We start from the raw sequence: 16380 nt of genomic DNA, 5'->3' as shown, positions 1-16380 counted from the left end.
GATTTCGCTGCGGATCGAGAATGTCCGATTCAGGGTGAAAAGCGACTCTTGCCGCAACAGAAGGGCGACGAACCAGCAGTGAACGTTCGCCGCTTTCGGGCTAACCAGCCAACAGCTTTAACTCTCTTGGGGAATCCGACACAATTCGCTAATATCACGGCTCACACATCACAGCCAGGGATCGGCGAATGTACAAACTTCTTCTGTCGTGGCGGTATCTCCGCACACGATTCATTGCGTTGGCGTCCATCGTCAGCGTCACGCTTGGCGTTGCGACACTGATTGTCGTCAACAGTGTCATGTCGGGCTTCGTCGACCAGATGAAGCATCGACTGCACGGGGTCCTCTCGGACATTGAAATGTCAGCGCCGCTGCTGTCCGAAATTCATCACTCCGAGTACACCGTTGAGCAAATTCGCGAATTGCTTGGCGACGACCTTGAAGAAGTCACCTGCGTTGTCAGGACTCCAGCCCTGATGGCGTTTCAGGGGCCCAACGGAATGTCGGTGCAACAGCAAGTCATTCTGATTGGTATCGACGACCAAACGTTTGGCAACGTCACGGACTTCGAGCCCTATTTGCAGCACGCGAGGAAGAAAACGAATTTCAGCTTTGACCTGGAATCCGACGGCTACTCCCCGGACTACGGAGTCTGCGGTTGGGAGTTGCGTCGGCAAAGAGCCGAACACGAACGGATGATGGAGGAGTTGTATCGTCAGCAGACTTTGCGAGCCGAGCAAGAGCAGAGTAAATGGGGCGTGCAGCCTCAGTCAGGCGTCGCGCAGGCTTCATTCCAGCAAACCGTCGACGAGCCGTCGGCTGAAGGAACGTTTGAACCTGTTGAGCGAACTTTCGCGCCGCTGCCCACGAAGATCCGACCGATCGACGAAATATTGGCGGAGAAAGAGCAGTCAAGTTCCGACTCCGCTTCTCAATTGTCATTCGCCGATCCACACGCGCATCTTCGCCAGCAAGTCGCCGCAGAAGACATATTCGATCCTGCGAAGGACCACTACACCGGGATTATTATTGGTCAGGCGATCGCCAAGAAGCTCTCCGTCGACGATGAAACCGGTGAGGTGTCAGACTTTTTCCTGCTACGTCCGGGTGACGATGTTCAGCTGATGGTCACCACGGTCGGTCGCAGCCCAAAGCCGGTTAGCGACATGTGCACTGTCGTTGATTTTTACAGCTCAAACATGCACGAGTACGATTCGCAGTTTGCGTTCATGCCGATTTCCGAGCTGCAAAAAATGCGTGGCATGATCAATCCGATGACCGGCAAAGGTTCCGTTTCGACGATTCAGATCAAGCTTAAGCCAGGCGTCGATTTGAACGAAGCCAAGCTCGCGATGTTGCAGCGGTTTCCCATGGAGGAATACTTCTGTGGTATCGAAACATGGCAGGATCGCCAGCGTCCACTCCTTAGCGCGGTCAACATGGAGCTCACGATCCTGAACATTTTGCTGTTCCTGATCATTGCCGTCGCAGGTTTCGGCATCCTCGCGACGTTCTACATGATCGTCGTCGAAAAAACTCGCGACATCGGAATCCTGAAAGCACTTGGCGCTCCCAGTGGCGGCGTGATGTCAATCTTTCTGGGCTATGGTGTGTCACTCGGAGCCGTCGGGACAGGGGCCGGAATCATTTTGGGTCTGTTGTTTGTACGCTACATCAATCAGATCGCCGATTTGGTTCAGAAGATCACAGGCCAGGAAATCTTTGACCCCACGATCTACTATTTTTCAGAGATCCCAACCATCGTCAGTCCGTGGATGGTTATCGGTGTCGCCGTTGGAGCGATCGCAATTGCGGTCATGGCAGCGGTTTTGCCGTCGCTCAGGGCCGCTCGACTTCACCCTGTAGAGGCGCTTCGCTATGAGTAAACCAGTCACAGCTACCAAGCCGAATGTTGCCCGGACGAAGAAGTACCAGCCGGTTCGCCCGCCGCTGAGTGTGGTGCACAAGACAATTCTGGCCACCAACGATTTGCATAAAAGTTATCGCAAAGGCAAGCTCGAAGTTCCGGTGCTGAAAGGTGTGGACATCGAAATTGCCGAAGGTGGATTCACGACGATCATCGGCCAAAGCGGCTCTGGCAAGAGTACGTTGCTGCATCTGTTGGCGACGCTGGATGCTCCTGATCGTGGCGAAATCGTTTACGGCGATACGCGGATCGACAATTTGCCGTCGAAGAAACGCGAGGCGATTCGCAATCAGGAATTCGGGCTGATCTTTCAGTTCTATCATCTACTGCCCGAGCTAACGACGCTGGAGAACGTGTTGATTCCGCGAATGGTTCAGGATGGCTTTTTTCGCTACCTCGCCAACAAGAAAAAGTACAAACAGGAAGCCAAAGAGTTGCTGGACATGGTCGGTTTGGGGCATCGTTTGACGCACAAGCCATCCGAGCTTTCCGGAGGCGAGATGCAGCGGACTGCGATTGCGCGATCGTTGATTTCAAACCCGAAAGTTCTGTTGGCCGACGAACCAACAGGTAACCTGGACGAAGAAAACGGTGGCGAGGTTATGAAGACTCTGCACGAACTTCGCAGCCGCAAAAACCTGACCATCGTGATGGTGACACACGACGCAGAGATGGCTAAATCTTCTGACCACGTGATCCACCTGGTCGGCGGTAAGGTTCAGCAATAGCCGCCGTTGACGGCGGCTTGATGACTGTCTCCGGTGCGTCGGATTTCCCCGAATCGCCGGACTTGAATGACTTGCCAAAGTTCAACGACCTGTTGTAGTTCTGACGGAACCTGAGCAGATCCACCACGTTGACGATCCCGTTGTTGTCGAAGTCGAGGCTGGCGTTGTAGTTCGCGTCCCCGGCCTGTGCCAGATAAGTCTGGCGAAGCGCCAGGAGATCGAACACGTTCACCGTTCTGTCGCCGTTGCTGTCTCCGTAGAGCGAATAGAAATCTTCTCCGGCAGTGTCGCCATAGACGTAGTTCGAGCCCAGCGTCAGGTCGGTGCCCGTTCGCCTGACATTGGAACCGTTCACCGTCAGCTGATAGTTGCCGTCGACGAGTGCACCAAACGCGTTGCGAGTCATCGAATCGAAGGTGATCGTGACTTGCGTGTTGCCACCGACTGCTGCGGTCGTGTAGCTGGTTGCAACCGATGTTCCGGTCGTCGTGCCGTCAACGTCGGTTCGTTGAATCACATTGAACGCACCGGAATCGAATTCGACGTCGCCGTCAAACACCAGCACCAACTGGTCGACCGTCGAACGCTGTGTGTCGCCTTCTTTGTTGACGCTGACAGACGTCAGGCCAGGAGCGGTCGCTCCGAAGTTGTAGTTGCCCGGGGTGATGATCGCTCCGCTCGGCAGGTTCGAACTGGAATTCGTGCCGTCGTAGGCAACGTCACTGGTTATGTCGCCGTTAAACCAACTGGCTGTCGAACCGGTCAAGTCGTCACCAAATACTCTGGTCGCTGCATCAGGAGTTCCCGGCTGAGTCAACAGAACCGAGGCGTACACGTGATCTGAAGAACCTCCGTCCGTCCAACCGATTCCATCCAGAATCACGGTCCATGGAGTCGAGTCCAGTGTTCCGTCGTTGTTCGCGTCGAGATCCATTGCAACGCTACCGGAGAATCCGCTTACCAACAGGAAGTTGATCGTGCCGTTTTCCATCGATCCGCCTTCAAGGTTGGCGATCGTAGTCGAAGCACTCACTTCATCGGTCCAGGGATGCGAAGTTTCATATCCATCGCCAAGCAAAACGAGGCCATTGGCTCCGGCGACGATCGAACTCAAGTCCTGAGCATTGTCGACGGTGCCGGCAGCCGAGCCATCGCCTTCGATCTCCAGCAACCAAATATCGTCAAAGGTAGAGAAAGGCTCTGCGAGCAATTCCACGAACTCAAGATTGGAGTCCGTGCCAGGATTGTTGACATAGACTTCGTTCAACAAAGCACCCGAAGCCGTCGTGCCGTCGTTGTCCGAAATCGAAACATCCAGCGATTCCACAAAGATACCGTCGTAGTCAGGATCGCCACTGGTGGCCGAATGCGTGATCGTCGAGGTGTGTACGCCTTCAACGATTGCGTCATCGATCGCAGAGATGTTGATCGTCTGCGGTGACTGCGCGTTGGCGGGCGTGAAGGTCAGCGAAACAGCGACGCCGGCTCCGTTGCCGATGTCGATCTGACTGTCAGGAGTCACCACAACGGTGACGTTTGACGTTGGAACGGAATCGAGGACCAACTGGTAGGAGTCAGTCGTTCCGTCTTCCGACACCGATGTGCTTCCACCGGTTTCGGTGATGCTAACTCCGATCGGACTGATGACCTCGAACTCCGCAACGACAGGCAAATGGTCACTGGCATCGTGCAACGCCTGGATCACTGCCGGACTTGCAGAACTGTTGGAACCAGAGGTAATTGCCTGGTTGAAGTGGTTGCCGTCGTTGCCTGGAACGTACTGGCTGTCAGCGACGTATTCCAGGCCGGCACCATTATTCAAGCCAAAGCTGGTGAAGATCATGTCAAAGCGGTCATCGAGGCCGCCGTTCGATCCGCCTCCAAACTGAGTCGTCCGCGGACTTTGCGTATGTACGCTGGCGTAAGTCGAATTCGCTGACCAGTTTCCAATCAAACTGGCCGGTAGCAGATCCTCAAGTCGACCATCGTTGTTGGACTCGCTCTGCACGAACTTGTGATAGGCCGCTTCGGAGCTGGACTGGATGTTCATGTCACCGGCCACGATAAACTCGCGGTCGGCGGGCAGAGTTTCAAGGTGGTCACGCAGTGTGGTGACTTCATTGAGTCGTTGCTGTTCGTTGGAAGCTCCGGAACTTGCTTTCAAGTGCAAACTGTAAACGTTCAGAAGCGTGTCCGCGACGCTCAGCGTGTACTCACCGATCGAGCGGAGGGACGTCGAGATATATTCCTGGGCAACAAGGCTGACTTTCGCCGTCCGGTAGTAAAGCAGTTGATCGGTGTCCGGGCCATCGACGAAGGTTGCTTGTGCGTACTCCGTTCCATTGACGTTGAGTGCATCAAGGAGGATGCCGGCTCCGGCCGAAGTGTTGACTTCTTGGACGACCAAAACGTCCGCGTCAAGTTCCTCGAAAACGATCTCCATCTCGTCCTGTCGGTTTCCCGACGCCGAATCAAAATTCAGCACGTTGTAGGTCGCGAATCGCAAATCGACCGCGACCAGTAAACGTCGCCCTTCGAGCACCTGAAACGTGGCTCTGGCAGGTTTCAGCCGACGACGTTTTTGCGAACGGCGACTCGAGAGCAGCGAGAAAAAGTAATTCATGGAAAGATTCTTTTGAAGGCGGGCGAGCGCCGCAACGTGGGCGGCAGATCGTAAATTTTCGAGCGAACAAGCAACTATAGGGGCAAACCGATAACGGTCAATCGGCGGCCATCGTTCGAACGACATTCAAGTAGAACGCGATGCAATGCATGCATCGGCAGGCGGCTATTGTCCAAGTCCCGTTTCGATTGTCGCGGCGCCGGAATCGAGAATGATCGTCTGTGACGAAACGTCGTCGGCCGGAGGCGGTGGATCGATCAAAACGGAATCGTCCTGTGGCTGCTCCAGAATCGGTGCTCCATCCGGAAGGTAAAGCGGGTCGAATTCCTGGACAACATACTCGTTCCAAATGGCCGGCGTGTTGACCGAGCCACCCTGATAGTTCCAACCCAAATACAGCCATCCGTCACGAAGCTCCAACAGTCCCAGTTGCAACGCGTTGATGAACTCAAGGCCAGAAAGCTGTGGCAAGGACGGCAGCAGGTTGGAAGGAAGCTCGAAACCTTCGCCACCTGAAGCTTCAGCTGCTTCGGCGATTCGTTTCTCCAGGATCTTGGCAAACGCAATCGACTCCGCATCCGGTTCTTCGCCTTCCGAAAGGTCGATCTCTGGCGTGCCATCGGCTTTGATAAACAGTTTTCCGTTTCGACTAACAACCTTAAACGCCAATTTGATCGACAAGTTGGTTCGAATCGCATTTTCGCCCTGCTCGAAGCGACTTCCATTGATCACCACACCCAAGCGGTTATCCGAAAACTCGAACTGAATCGGGCGGATGTCCTGAAAACTGATTTTGAACTCTTCAACGTCTTCCTCGACAGCATCTTCCGCCGCGGACTTCGCAGCGGCAAAAACGTCTGCGTCGCCGACAAAGGATTTCACTTCGGCCTCAAGCTCGGATTGCGTGAACGTCTTGCCGGCAAAAATCGGATCCAGATAAATGCTCGGCAACGAATCGTGGAGCTTGATCTGTACGTCGGAGCCAGCCGTTTGAAAAGTCGGATTGGCAGGAGCACTGATTGCGATGCGAGCATCCTTCTTGGCAACGACTTCCACACGATTCGAGAACGAACGCAGGAAAATTTGTGGCAGGAAAGCAGCGATGTCTCTGGCCTGTTTCGCAAACGACTCCACCTGACCAACGCCGTCGCCGATCGCGTTAGAAGTTTCCGATTCGAACCGGTCCCGCAATCGCTCACGGACTCGGCGAGAGGATTCCTCGTCCGTTCTGCCCTGCTCTTTCGTAAAGCTCTTTTCTGCCAACCGTTGAATCAAACCGCAGTTGGTGCTAATGCCGCCGTACTGCGAAGACATCGAAGCATCGACACTGCTTTGTGTTGCCCAAAGGCCGTTCAGGTTCGCAAACAGGTCGCGGCGGGCAGAAAGGTAGCCGGATGAAGAAGAGTTGATGCGAAAGATTCTTTCGCGAACGTAAGTATCCGTCGTCGCGGTTCCGTTGAGCAAAATGCTGACGTGGACCTGGTCCGGGTTGTCGATCGGGACAACATTCACCGTCGTGCTGGTCGTTGAAAGTCCCCGGGCGAATCTGCCAAGAAAGTCTTCCGCGATCCGGTCGTTCTCCGACGACGATCGAGACGTCAGGCTTTGCAGCATCCGCGACGAAACCGAAACGTAAGCATTCGGGTTCGAGTAACGGCGACGAATTGCGACGCACAAGTCCTGGAGTTGTTGTCTGTTTTCAAGCCAAAGCAAAATCGATCCAATCCGGGCGTGCGACAGCCTTGCATTGGGATCGTTCAGTTCTGGCAGCAGTTCCGCAAGTTCAGTCACCTGTTCAAGGTACTCCTGCTGAATATTGTCGCCGGTCGCAAATTCGAACTCGTCCGCGATGATGTCGATCGCTTCCCGGGCCGAAGCGAACGCAGGATCGGTTTGCTCTTTCGCCATCACCACGAATCGCCGTTGAATTCTGCGGAGTTCGCGTCCAATGTCGCGACGTCGAATCAGCCTTGGCCTATCGGCCTCAAAGACTTCGGAATACTTCTTTCGCAACTCGCTGATACGTTCCTCGATCGCTTCCTTTCGCGCTTCCAGTGACTTCAGATCGTCACCGCTGTCGCTGTCCGGGCCAGGAGTGTCCTGCTCCAGTTCCAGATCTCCTTCATCGCTGTCTTCTTCCGGAAGCTGAATTGGAAGAGCGTCGATTGCGTCAACGACCTCTTCGAGCCTTGATCGTTCGTCAGCAATCATCGACTTCATTTTTCCGACCGAGACTTCAGGCGGCATTTCGAACTGAATTCCTTCAAGGAACTCGATCGTTTGGTCAAGCTTCAATTTGTGAAAGATGATGGCTCGCGAGCGACTGTCGAGATCGCGACGGTAGACCTTCTTTAGCACCTGAAGTTCGTACTTCGCCAAATCGCGGTCGAACTCCAACTGCAAGACGGACGGTTTTTCGAATTGAGAGATTGCCTGATAGGCTGCAAATTGAAGGTCCGCCAACTCCTGCGTTCGAGTGCGATTGATCTGGTCGATCTGGGCGGAGATCGCGTTTCGAACTTCCAGGAATACCGGATGCGCTTCCGCAGCCTTCTTTTGATCGAATCGGCCTAGCAGTCGTGACAGGGTTTGCGGATCCGCTTGTTCGCCCTTGGCAGTTTGAGAATCAAGCACGTTGAGGTCCAGCAACATCCGCCAGGTCTGGGCCTTGTCGCCGGAGCCCAGCCAATGATTCATGCGTGCGACGCAGGTCCTGAGCCGTTGAGTCGTGTCGTCGGCGTGAGCGGTTTCGGCAATCTGAGAAGCCAGTAGCAACACCAGCAGCGCGGTCACGCGGCCGATGAAATTTGCCTTGTGAGAGGCGTTGGATTTTACGATTTGATTCGTGTGAAGCATGGTGTCGGCAATCGATGCAAGTCTGTGGTTCAGGTTGATTTTCAACGAACCTTGAGGTTTCCGGTCATTCTGATTGATACACCTTCCGGTGGCTACCAACGAAAGCCTAGTTTTTCTCATTTGCGACAGATGAAAAATCCGGTTTTGCGACAGGTTTTTCGGTGATATTTGGTACCCCTAGCCGTCGCTGTCGCTCTCGAATAGCATTCTGGTGACGCGGCCCCCGGACAGGCCGGTTGTTTGCGTCGTTTTGATTGAAACCGATACGATCAGGGTATTGTGATGGATGACCTTCAGGGCCGCGGCAAAGCACTTGAAACGAAGTTTTTTGGAGAGCGCGATCAGGTGCTGCTGCAGAATCTGAAAGCGGAACTCGCGGACAAGGAAGCTCGAGAAGCCCTGCACGCGGTTAGCGGGATCGACAACGATGAAGTCCTCGACAAACTGATCGACGCCGGCGTAACTCCTGAAAGCCTCGCGGCGATTTCACTGATTCCACTGGTGTCAGTCGCGTGGTGTGATGACCTGATGGAAGCCACCGAGAAAGAGGCGATTCTCCAGGCTGCGACTTCGGCTGGCATTGAGAAAGATTCTGCCGCATCGAAGTTGCTTGGCAGCTGGCTGGCACATCGGCCGAAGCCTGATTTGCTCGAGTCCTGGAAGGGCTACGTCGGCGTGCTGAAAGGCAGTCTTGATGAAACTTCCTATTCGCAGCTGAAGTCGTCTGTGATCAACCGCGCTGAAAATGTTGCCGAAGCTGCAGGTGGATTCTTCGGTGCGGGAACTGTGTCGGATAAGGAAAAGAAAGCGATCGCCGATCTTGCAGCAGCGTTTCACTAGCTAGAACCCAAGACTAAGCTCAGGCGATCTGTTGTAGTATCGCCTTCAACCCATATTGCATGCCTTGCTGCTGAACCGTTATGCGAGGATGGGGTTTGACGAGCTTGGGTATTAACAATGGCTGCACAGGACTGGCTCGCTGCGATTGGTGCGTCTGGTGATCGCTTTGGCGAGAGCTAATTTATATAGCTGGGAATGAACAGGCGAATATTCTTTCCCAGTCATATAAATGTCCCGTCACCCGCCAGGATTTCCGCATTGGGTAACGTTTGTCGAAGTCGCCGATCGCAGGTCTTCAATGTCGATGTTCTGTCGCTTACGCATTGTTGCTAGATTGCGAATGCTGTCATCAGGCGATAGATTCACGTCCTCAAACTAAACACAAATGGAGGAGTGACCGTGGGTTTTGCCGGTAACGAAAGAAATGGACTATTCATCGCGATTGACGCAAACATTGGTGCTGGCAAAACCAACGCCTGCCATGCGATCGCCTCTGCTGCGATGGCGGCCGGACACCCAACGCGTGTGATGGAAGAACCAACACACCATCCAAAATTCAATCACTTTCTGCAGCGATACTACGACGATTTACAGACCGAAAAGAACACGGGTGGCGGATTCGCCATGCAAATGTTCATGCTCTGCCAGCGTTATGAGCAACACCGTCTGGCGGTCGAGCAGGCTTGGGGATCCAACGGAACGATCGTGATTCAGGACCGTCCGATCTACGGCGACACTGTTTTCGCAACCACCGCGATGGAGCGTGGTTTTATGACGGCAGAAGAGTACGATTTGTACGTTGATGTGTATCGCAACATGAGCCGTGACGTGATGCCGCCGGATGTGTTCGTCTATCTCGATGTTTCACCAGAAGAATGCTACGATCGAATGCATTCCCGCGGTCGCAGCGAAGAAGAAGGCGTGCCACTGGATTATTTGCAGCAACTTTACGGTAACTATCAAAAGCTTCTATCTGAAATGCGTCGCCGTGGCGTTCGCGTGCTGACCGTTGACTGGAGCGGATTCGGTCCTCCGGTTGAAATCTGGAAACGAATCCAGAAGCTGGTTGATTCGGACAGCACGTGGTACGAAGAGCTTTCTTTTTCTCTGGCGAAAGAACCTCGTGTTCCGATCGCTCCCAACCCGGACGCATGAAGAGTTTAAACTCTCAAGAATGACAACATGAGCGAATTTATCAAAGCAGCAACCCGATCAGAACTTAGCTCGGGCGACAAACTGCTGGTCGAAGTCGACGATCAGCTGGTGATCCTGTTTCAGGTCGGCGACGATTACTTTTGTCTTGATGACGTGTGCACGCATGACGGCGGCACACTTAGTGATGGCGAGTTCGAAGGGTTTGCAATTGCCTGCCCTCGGCACGGCGCCAAATTCGATGTCCGCTGTGGGAAAGCCTTGTGCATGCCGGCAACGCAGAACACCGGTTCTCACGAAGTCAAAGTTGACGGCGATGACATTTTGGTCAAGCTCGCCGACGCGTAGCCGAGAATCCAGATTGAGAAAGCACGTATCAACTTCGCAAGAAGTGCTTGGCGTCGTCGGTACGTGCCGACTTGCTTCTTCACTCTGGGATATCACGAAGGTGAAGCTTTGCAGTTCGTACTGGCGGGCAGCAGTTGGACGGTAAGCGAACAAACGCGATCTACAGTTTGTTCAGTTCACGTTCGTACAGGTCACGCTGTTTCTGGTCGACCTGATCGAGCAATTCTTCGACACGACTCTCATGGAACGACGCTTTCTCTGCATTGCCAATGGCTTCGTAGCAGTCCGCAAGGTGTTTTTGAACGGTGATCAAATCCGGAACTTTATCAATGACGAATTCAAAGTCCTTGATAGCCTCCGTGAATTCACCTCTGCCTTTTTTGATCGCACCCCGGGTTTCGTACAGCATGTACTGGTCCGGGAACAACAGTAATGCCGTATTGAGCAAATCGCCTTCGCCGTACTTCGGTTCCTTGCGAATCGCGATCGAAAGCAGACGATGGATCACGAACTCGGTCGTCCCGAATTGGTGCTGTGCAATGTCCCAGCTGGTTTTACCCGCGACCACATCACCGCGAATAAGCTCACGAGTTCCGATCAGGATGTGAACCACGCCCGGAATCGGGCAATCCAGAATCGAGTTCCGCAACCAAACTTCTCGCTGGGCTTCATCCACATCGACATCAATGTAGTCTTCCAAACGATCGTAAATTTTCACGTCTCTGGGGTTCGTTGCAATCGCCTTGCAAAGCGCAAACAGCCTAAGCCGAAAATTTCTTTCGATCGTGATGTCTTTAAAATCGTCCGCGTTTTGAATAAACACCAGCGACGAAAGCTGCATAATTTTACGTCGTGTTTCCTGAGTCTTGACGTTCTGGTATCCGGTCTTGATAAACTCATCGGCACGTTTGTAGTCCTTGAGTGCTACGGCACACTGAACCAGCGAAAACCAGATCTCGTAAATTTCCGGATTAAGCCGCGCGATCCTGGTGACCTTCGACGCCGCATCATTGAGAGCGCGTTTTGCCGCAGCGTCATCGCCAAGTTTTACGCAAACGTCAACCAACTGCGGCATGGCCAGAACCTGCTCCATACGATTGAAGTTTTGAAACCGTGTCAGGGCCTCGAGTGATTCACGCGCGAGCTTCAGGTTCTCGATGTATTCTTCTTCTTTGTATTCGCCAGAGTCAGGGCCCATAGATCGGGCGCGGGTCAGGTATAGATCGACCAGGTTGACTTTCGCTCGAATATTTTCTGGATCGGCAGCGATCGCCGCACGAAGGTGAGCCATGGCTTTCGTGTTTCCCGCTTCATCCATTCCCTCCATCCGCTGTTTGCGAATGAGCTGTTGGGACAGCCAGACATGAGCCTGGGCGTACTTCTCCGGCTCCGCGCTTTCTGCTGCAGCATCGACGTCTGGATCGCTCGAATCGTCGGTGGTTGGTGGATCCAGGGGATTGCCCGTATCCGTTGGCTCCGGGCTGGAAACCAGTGCCGTTGGCGTGATGTCAGTACTTCCGGCCAGAAATTCCATGATCCGCGTTGCTTTGCCGATATCGCCGTTACGTGCGTAATCTTCGGCCATCATGTACTTGTATTCTTTGGATTCCGGTTCCAGCTCGACCAGTTTCTTCGAAAACAGCTGAGCGTATTCATCGGCTCCGTTCCGAAGATGCATCTTGTGATATCCAATCGTCGGCCCAACCGAGATCTGACGCGAGTAGTTATTGACCAACCACAAGAGGAATGGCGTAAAGGCGATAATCCCGAACGCGGGAAGCCCACGCAAAAACGCAATCCCGTTTCGGGACGTCGTCCAAGCCTGAACCATGAAGACCAAGAATCCCCACAGCAACCGAAACGGCAGCGTGATGAATCTGACGATGACGTTTCCCTGATCCGAGCGGAACGAGTCGTCGCCGGAAATGGCGTCCTTAAGCCAGTCCTGAATAGCGCGAAAGGGAGCCATCAGGAGAGAGAAAAATGAGCGGTTGTTAAACCCGTCTTCGTTTCGGTTGAAAACCATAATCTTAAGCAATAACTGGGCGGAAACTCATCAACAGTCTAGCAACACAAGTCTGTTACCGCCAACACGCTGTGCGATTAAACGCAGCAGCTACGAAAGCGGCGTCGGCAATGACCGTTAGGGAGCCGCAGGTTGATTCCGTCGCATTTCCTCCTCGAGTTCAGCCAGTCGCTCGCTGTATTGCTCCGGCGGCGGCTTGTTGAGACCGCGATAACACTCAATCAGCGACCGCAATGTGTCGGCGTGGTCCGGACGAGACTTCAACGCTCTTTCATAAACCGCGAGTGCTTCCTGCAGGCGATCCTGTTGCTTCAACGCGGTTGCCTTGGTGTGTAAAAACTTTGACGCTTCATACGGGTCGAATCCGGCCGGAATGTTTTTTATCGCTTCATTGATCAACTGTAACGCCCGTTCAGCGTTACGCTCATCATCCTGAGCGACAAGGTAAGAATAGGCGAGATTGTTCAGAACCGCCGGATCTCGAGGAGCCTTTTCCCTTGCCCGCTCGTAGTACATGATCGCTTCGGAGAATCGTTTGTTGAGCAAAGCGTGATTTCCAAGTTGATTCAGCACCGCTGAAGGAGCTTCCACGTCCGCATTCGGATCGTAAACAGTTCTCGCTTTCTCCGCGATGACCTCGTTGCTGGCGAGAGACAGTCGTGCCAGCGACTGAAGGACGAGGACGTTGTCCTGTTTGTTGCGGTAAGCCTTCGTGTAGAGGTCCAGTAGTTTGTTGAGCGTTTCCTCGTCGAGCGATTCATAGGAAGTTTTCGTGTCGGCAATCGAGTTCGCCCAGATAATGTACGTGTCAGCAATCAGATGCTGCAGAAACACGCGTCGCGGTCCGCCCTTCGGATCAGCCGCATACTTCTGAATCAGGCGATCCAATCGAGCCTCGGCTTCTGGATAGCGTTCCAGTTTTTGCAACGTCGTCGCAATGCCGGCCTCGACGCGAATCCAATCTCGATCGTTCCCGTCTCTGTCATCCTGGTCTGCCTGTTGCTCAAACTGGGCCAGGGCACGTTCGTACAAAGCTCGATCCCGTTCAGTCTGATCGAGCTCGCGATTGAGTTCGGCCAGCTCGCGAAAGTAGTTCGGGTCGTCCTCAAACAGATCGGTGTAGAGCTTGTGAGCACCCTCGTACTGACGCAGGCGAGTCAAGATGCGTGCCTTAAGCTTCATCGCGTCAGTGTCTTTTTCATCGCGAGTCAAAACGTGGTTGACGTGTTTCTCGGCGATCGCAAGGTTTCCATCACGCTCCATTCCGGGGCGAGCTGGCAAATCAAAGTAGTGGCGAGCCAGAACAGAATGAGCCTTCGGAAATCCGGGGATGTCCTCAGGCGCCAATTCGCGCAGGATGTTGAATGCGTGGTCGCGATTGCCTCGAGATGAAACCAGCTTGGCCAGCTCGAATCGGTATTCGTTGTTTTCCGGGTCGAGCGCGATCAACTTGTCCAGATAAATCTGCTGGGCCTGGCGGAGCTCAATCAGCTGAGCTTTTTCCTCTTCGCTGATCGTTGGCTTGGCCGTAGCGGCATCGATCTTTTGCACTTGCTGGTTGCGAGCGATTTCTTTGCTCAACTGAATCAGATCAGCAGTCGTTTTCTGATACAGATAGTCGTATTTGTCTTCTAACGAAGATTGGCTTAGCAGCTGAACCCCAGCGATGGCTGACACGGCGACGAACGCCACGATCAACGCAGGCAGCCCCAGCATCAGTGCGCGGTTGCGGCTGGATTCGGACCACGCACTCCCAATCGCCTCGCCGGGAGACGTCACCAGGAGCACTGGCAGCATGAAAAGTCGCTTGAGTTGATAAAGAAGATAGTTCATTGAGTCTTACATGCATGAAGATTGCTGGCATTTTGCCGCGGCCTTCAAGGAAGCAGCCGCCTGACCATATTATTGGGATCAGTCGGCAGTTGCCAGACCGTATTCCACCGATTGGGCTCTTAAGGGCTTAGGTATTGCGTTTGATAATCGATTGTGGCCAAGGCACCGAGTTAGGCTGGCACTTTTGGCGGTCTACACGACTTGGACAGGAAAGTCGGAAGATCGGGTACATAGGGCATATTTGCAAAAATCAGAAGAATCGGCAAAGTCGGAATGTTTCTACGCCGAAAAACAGATGGGGCAGCATTGGATTGCCGTTTGATGACCTGTTTGTACACAACAGACCCATGAAAAAGCAAAAACTGCAACAGTTTGCAAAGTTCGCAGCAATTTCGATCATTGGAGCGTTCCCGGTTTTGGGGCTCAGCGAAATTTCAGCACAGCAACCGAGCCTCATGCCTCCGATCGTTCAGGGGACGCCAAGCTCTGCTCGGCCAGACGTGGATTATTCCTACTCCAGCGGAATGTCAAAACCACTCGCTCCTGCCCGGATGGCCGAAAACTCAGGAATCGTGCCGCCAATTATCTCGGGTAATCCGATCGGTGTTGGCGTTGCTGCCGGAACGAGCCAGTCAAATCCCGCCAACGGTTTGTTGGCTCCGATTGGTTCTGGCATCAAGCAGGTTGCCGGGCGTGTCGAGCCCGCTCTTGTCGGGCGTGCGTTCTCGCCGGCGAAAATGCCGGTTCTGGCTCAGGAAATCAGTCAGCCTGGCATTGGTGTTCCGGCGATCCAGATCCCATCCCCGATGTCGATTGCTCCAACTTCACCTCGCAACATGAGCGTGCTTCCGGGAGCGGGCATGGATGCGTCAATGCAGGCCGCACCCGTGATCTCCGGGTCGTTGGTGTCGCCGGGTATGCCACAGTCGATCATGGACAGTGGTTCGATGACGGTGGCTCCAGGCTACTTTGAGGCTGGACCTGTTGTCGACGCGATTCCAATGGAGAGCGTAGTTGCAGGTTGTGGAAGCTGCGGCGACAGTAGTTGCGATACATGCGGACCGAACGGTAGCTACAACCCAAATCAAATCAACTGCGACTACGGAACGTACGGTTCGGTAAGTGCAGCACGACGTTACGCTTATCTTGAGATGCTGTACCTGACTCGCGAAGACGGCAATATTACGAACTCGAACTTCAATCCGCTGGGTGAATTCGATTTCAATCCGGGTTGGCGAATTACGCTCGGACAGCGACCAGATATGACTCAAGGACGTGAAATAAGTTATTTCGGAACCGCTGGCATCGAAGCCAGTCAAACGACGAACAATGCTGAGAATCGACTCAACGCGTTGTTTGTCACCGGTGGTGGTTTGATCTCTGACGACCTGTCAGCGTTCAACGGTGCTTCGCAACACATTCAGTTCAAGGAAACTTCGGTTCACAGCATCGAACTGAACCGTGTTCGCTGGGGGTGGGACGTTCTTAAGTCCTTCGTCGGTTGGCGATATGTCTACATGGACGACAAGTATCAGCTTGACAGTACAGCACCGAATCGCGATATCTTCGGCAACGTGGCTCCAGGATTCGAAACTGGCCAGTACCGCATCGACACGATCAACCACATGTTGGGTGCTCATATCGGAGCTGAATTGTTCTACGATATCGGATACCGGTTTAGCCTTTCGGGTCTGAGTAAATTCGGTGCTTATGCGAACATCAACAAGGTCGACAACTTCCTGCAAAACGGCGGAACGACCCTGCTTGATACCGAAGACAACAACGCGAACATTTCGACAACCTATGAACTGCAGTTGATGGCTCACTACCAGATCCGTCAGACCGCTCGGTTGCGATTCGGCTACAACGGCATGTTCCTCGGAAACGTTGCCACTGTCGCGGATAACTTCTCACCGTTCGTGTCGCCGTTCACCGGTTTCAGCGGTTCGGATGACGACGACGCATTCGTCCACGGCTTCTCGCTGGGACTTGAGATCTATCGCTAGTCGGTGGGTTGATCTCGGGAAGCTTTCAGTCTGGAAAGCTT

Annotated in this window: 10 protein-coding genes; 6 read left to right on the top strand and 4 right to left on the bottom strand. The window is 53.7% G+C overall.

Features of this window, described 5'->3' with window-relative positions; translation table 11 throughout:
- The first annotated feature begins 188 nt into the window (after positions 1–188).
- Positions 189–1886, top strand: coding sequence for an ABC transporter permease (locus MFFC18_RS13890; RefSeq protein ID WP_075085998.1), 1698 nt, complete (start codon positions 189–191; stop codon positions 1884–1886).
- Complete coding sequence (locus MFFC18_RS13885; protein WP_084417359.1) at positions 1879–2655, top strand: ABC transporter ATP-binding protein; 777 nt, start codon at positions 1879–1881, stop codon at positions 2653–2655. Before MFFC18_RS13890 ends, MFFC18_RS13885 begins: the two co-directional genes overlap by 8 nt.
- On the opposite strand, the gene MFFC18_RS13880 is transcribed toward MFFC18_RS13885, so the two are convergent.
- Both MFFC18_RS13880 and MFFC18_RS13875 read right to left on the bottom strand, forming a co-directional pair.
- Positions 2603–5278, bottom strand: a complete 2676-nt coding sequence (locus MFFC18_RS13880; RefSeq protein WP_148618875.1) for an endonuclease/exonuclease/phosphatase family protein — start codon at positions 5276–5278, stop codon at positions 2603–2605. The two genes, MFFC18_RS13885 and MFFC18_RS13880, sit on opposite strands and share 53 nt — an antisense overlap.
- A gap of 165 nt (positions 5279–5443) precedes the next feature.
- Positions 5444–8134, bottom strand: a complete 2691-nt coding sequence (locus MFFC18_RS13875; protein WP_148618874.1) for a coiled-coil domain-containing protein — start codon at positions 8132–8134, stop codon at positions 5444–5446.
- Between the two features lie 282 nt (positions 8135–8416).
- Between MFFC18_RS13875 and MFFC18_RS13870 the strand changes: the two genes are divergently transcribed.
- From MFFC18_RS13870 to MFFC18_RS13860, 3 genes are all read left to right on the top strand, one after another.
- Entirely contained in the window at positions 8417–8974 is a 558-nt protein-coding gene (locus tag MFFC18_RS13870) for a hypothetical protein (RefSeq protein WP_075086001.1), read from the top strand.
- 399 nt (positions 8975–9373) lie between these two features.
- Positions 9374–10129: a deoxynucleoside kinase gene (locus tag MFFC18_RS13865; protein WP_075086002.1), complete on the top strand. Its 756-nt coding sequence runs from the start codon at positions 9374–9376 to the stop codon at positions 10127–10129.
- A 27-nt stretch (positions 10130–10156) separates the two neighbouring features.
- Positions 10157–10474 carry a non-heme iron oxygenase ferredoxin subunit gene (locus tag MFFC18_RS13860; protein ID WP_075086003.1) on the top strand — a complete coding sequence of 106 codons (318 nt, stop codon included), beginning with the start codon at positions 10157–10159 and terminating at the stop codon, positions 10472–10474.
- A gap of 160 nt (positions 10475–10634) precedes the next feature.
- On the opposite strand, the gene MFFC18_RS13855 is transcribed toward MFFC18_RS13860, so the two are convergent.
- Both MFFC18_RS13855 and MFFC18_RS13850 read right to left on the bottom strand, forming a co-directional pair.
- A complete protein-coding gene (locus MFFC18_RS13855) occupies positions 10635–12443 on the bottom strand; it encodes a tetratricopeptide repeat protein (protein ID WP_157665232.1) in 1809 nt (602 codons plus the stop codon).
- Between the two features lie 174 nt (positions 12444–12617).
- Positions 12618–14333, bottom strand: a complete 1716-nt coding sequence (locus tag MFFC18_RS13850) for a tetratricopeptide repeat protein (RefSeq protein ID WP_075086005.1) — start codon at positions 14331–14333, stop codon at positions 12618–12620.
- Between the two features lie 347 nt (positions 14334–14680).
- Here MFFC18_RS13850 and MFFC18_RS13845 point away from each other — a divergent pair, with 347 nt between their 5' ends.
- A complete protein-coding gene (locus MFFC18_RS13845) occupies positions 14681–16339 on the top strand; it encodes a BBP7 family outer membrane beta-barrel protein (protein WP_075086006.1) in 1659 nt (552 codons plus the stop codon).
- Positions 16340–16380: the final 41 nt, after the last annotated feature.

This window comes from Mariniblastus fucicola (assembly GCF_008087665.1).
Taxonomy (GTDB): domain Bacteria; phylum Planctomycetota; class Planctomycetia; order Pirellulales; family Pirellulaceae; genus Mariniblastus; species Mariniblastus fucicola.
This window is presented reverse-complemented; position numbering and strand designations above follow the sequence as displayed.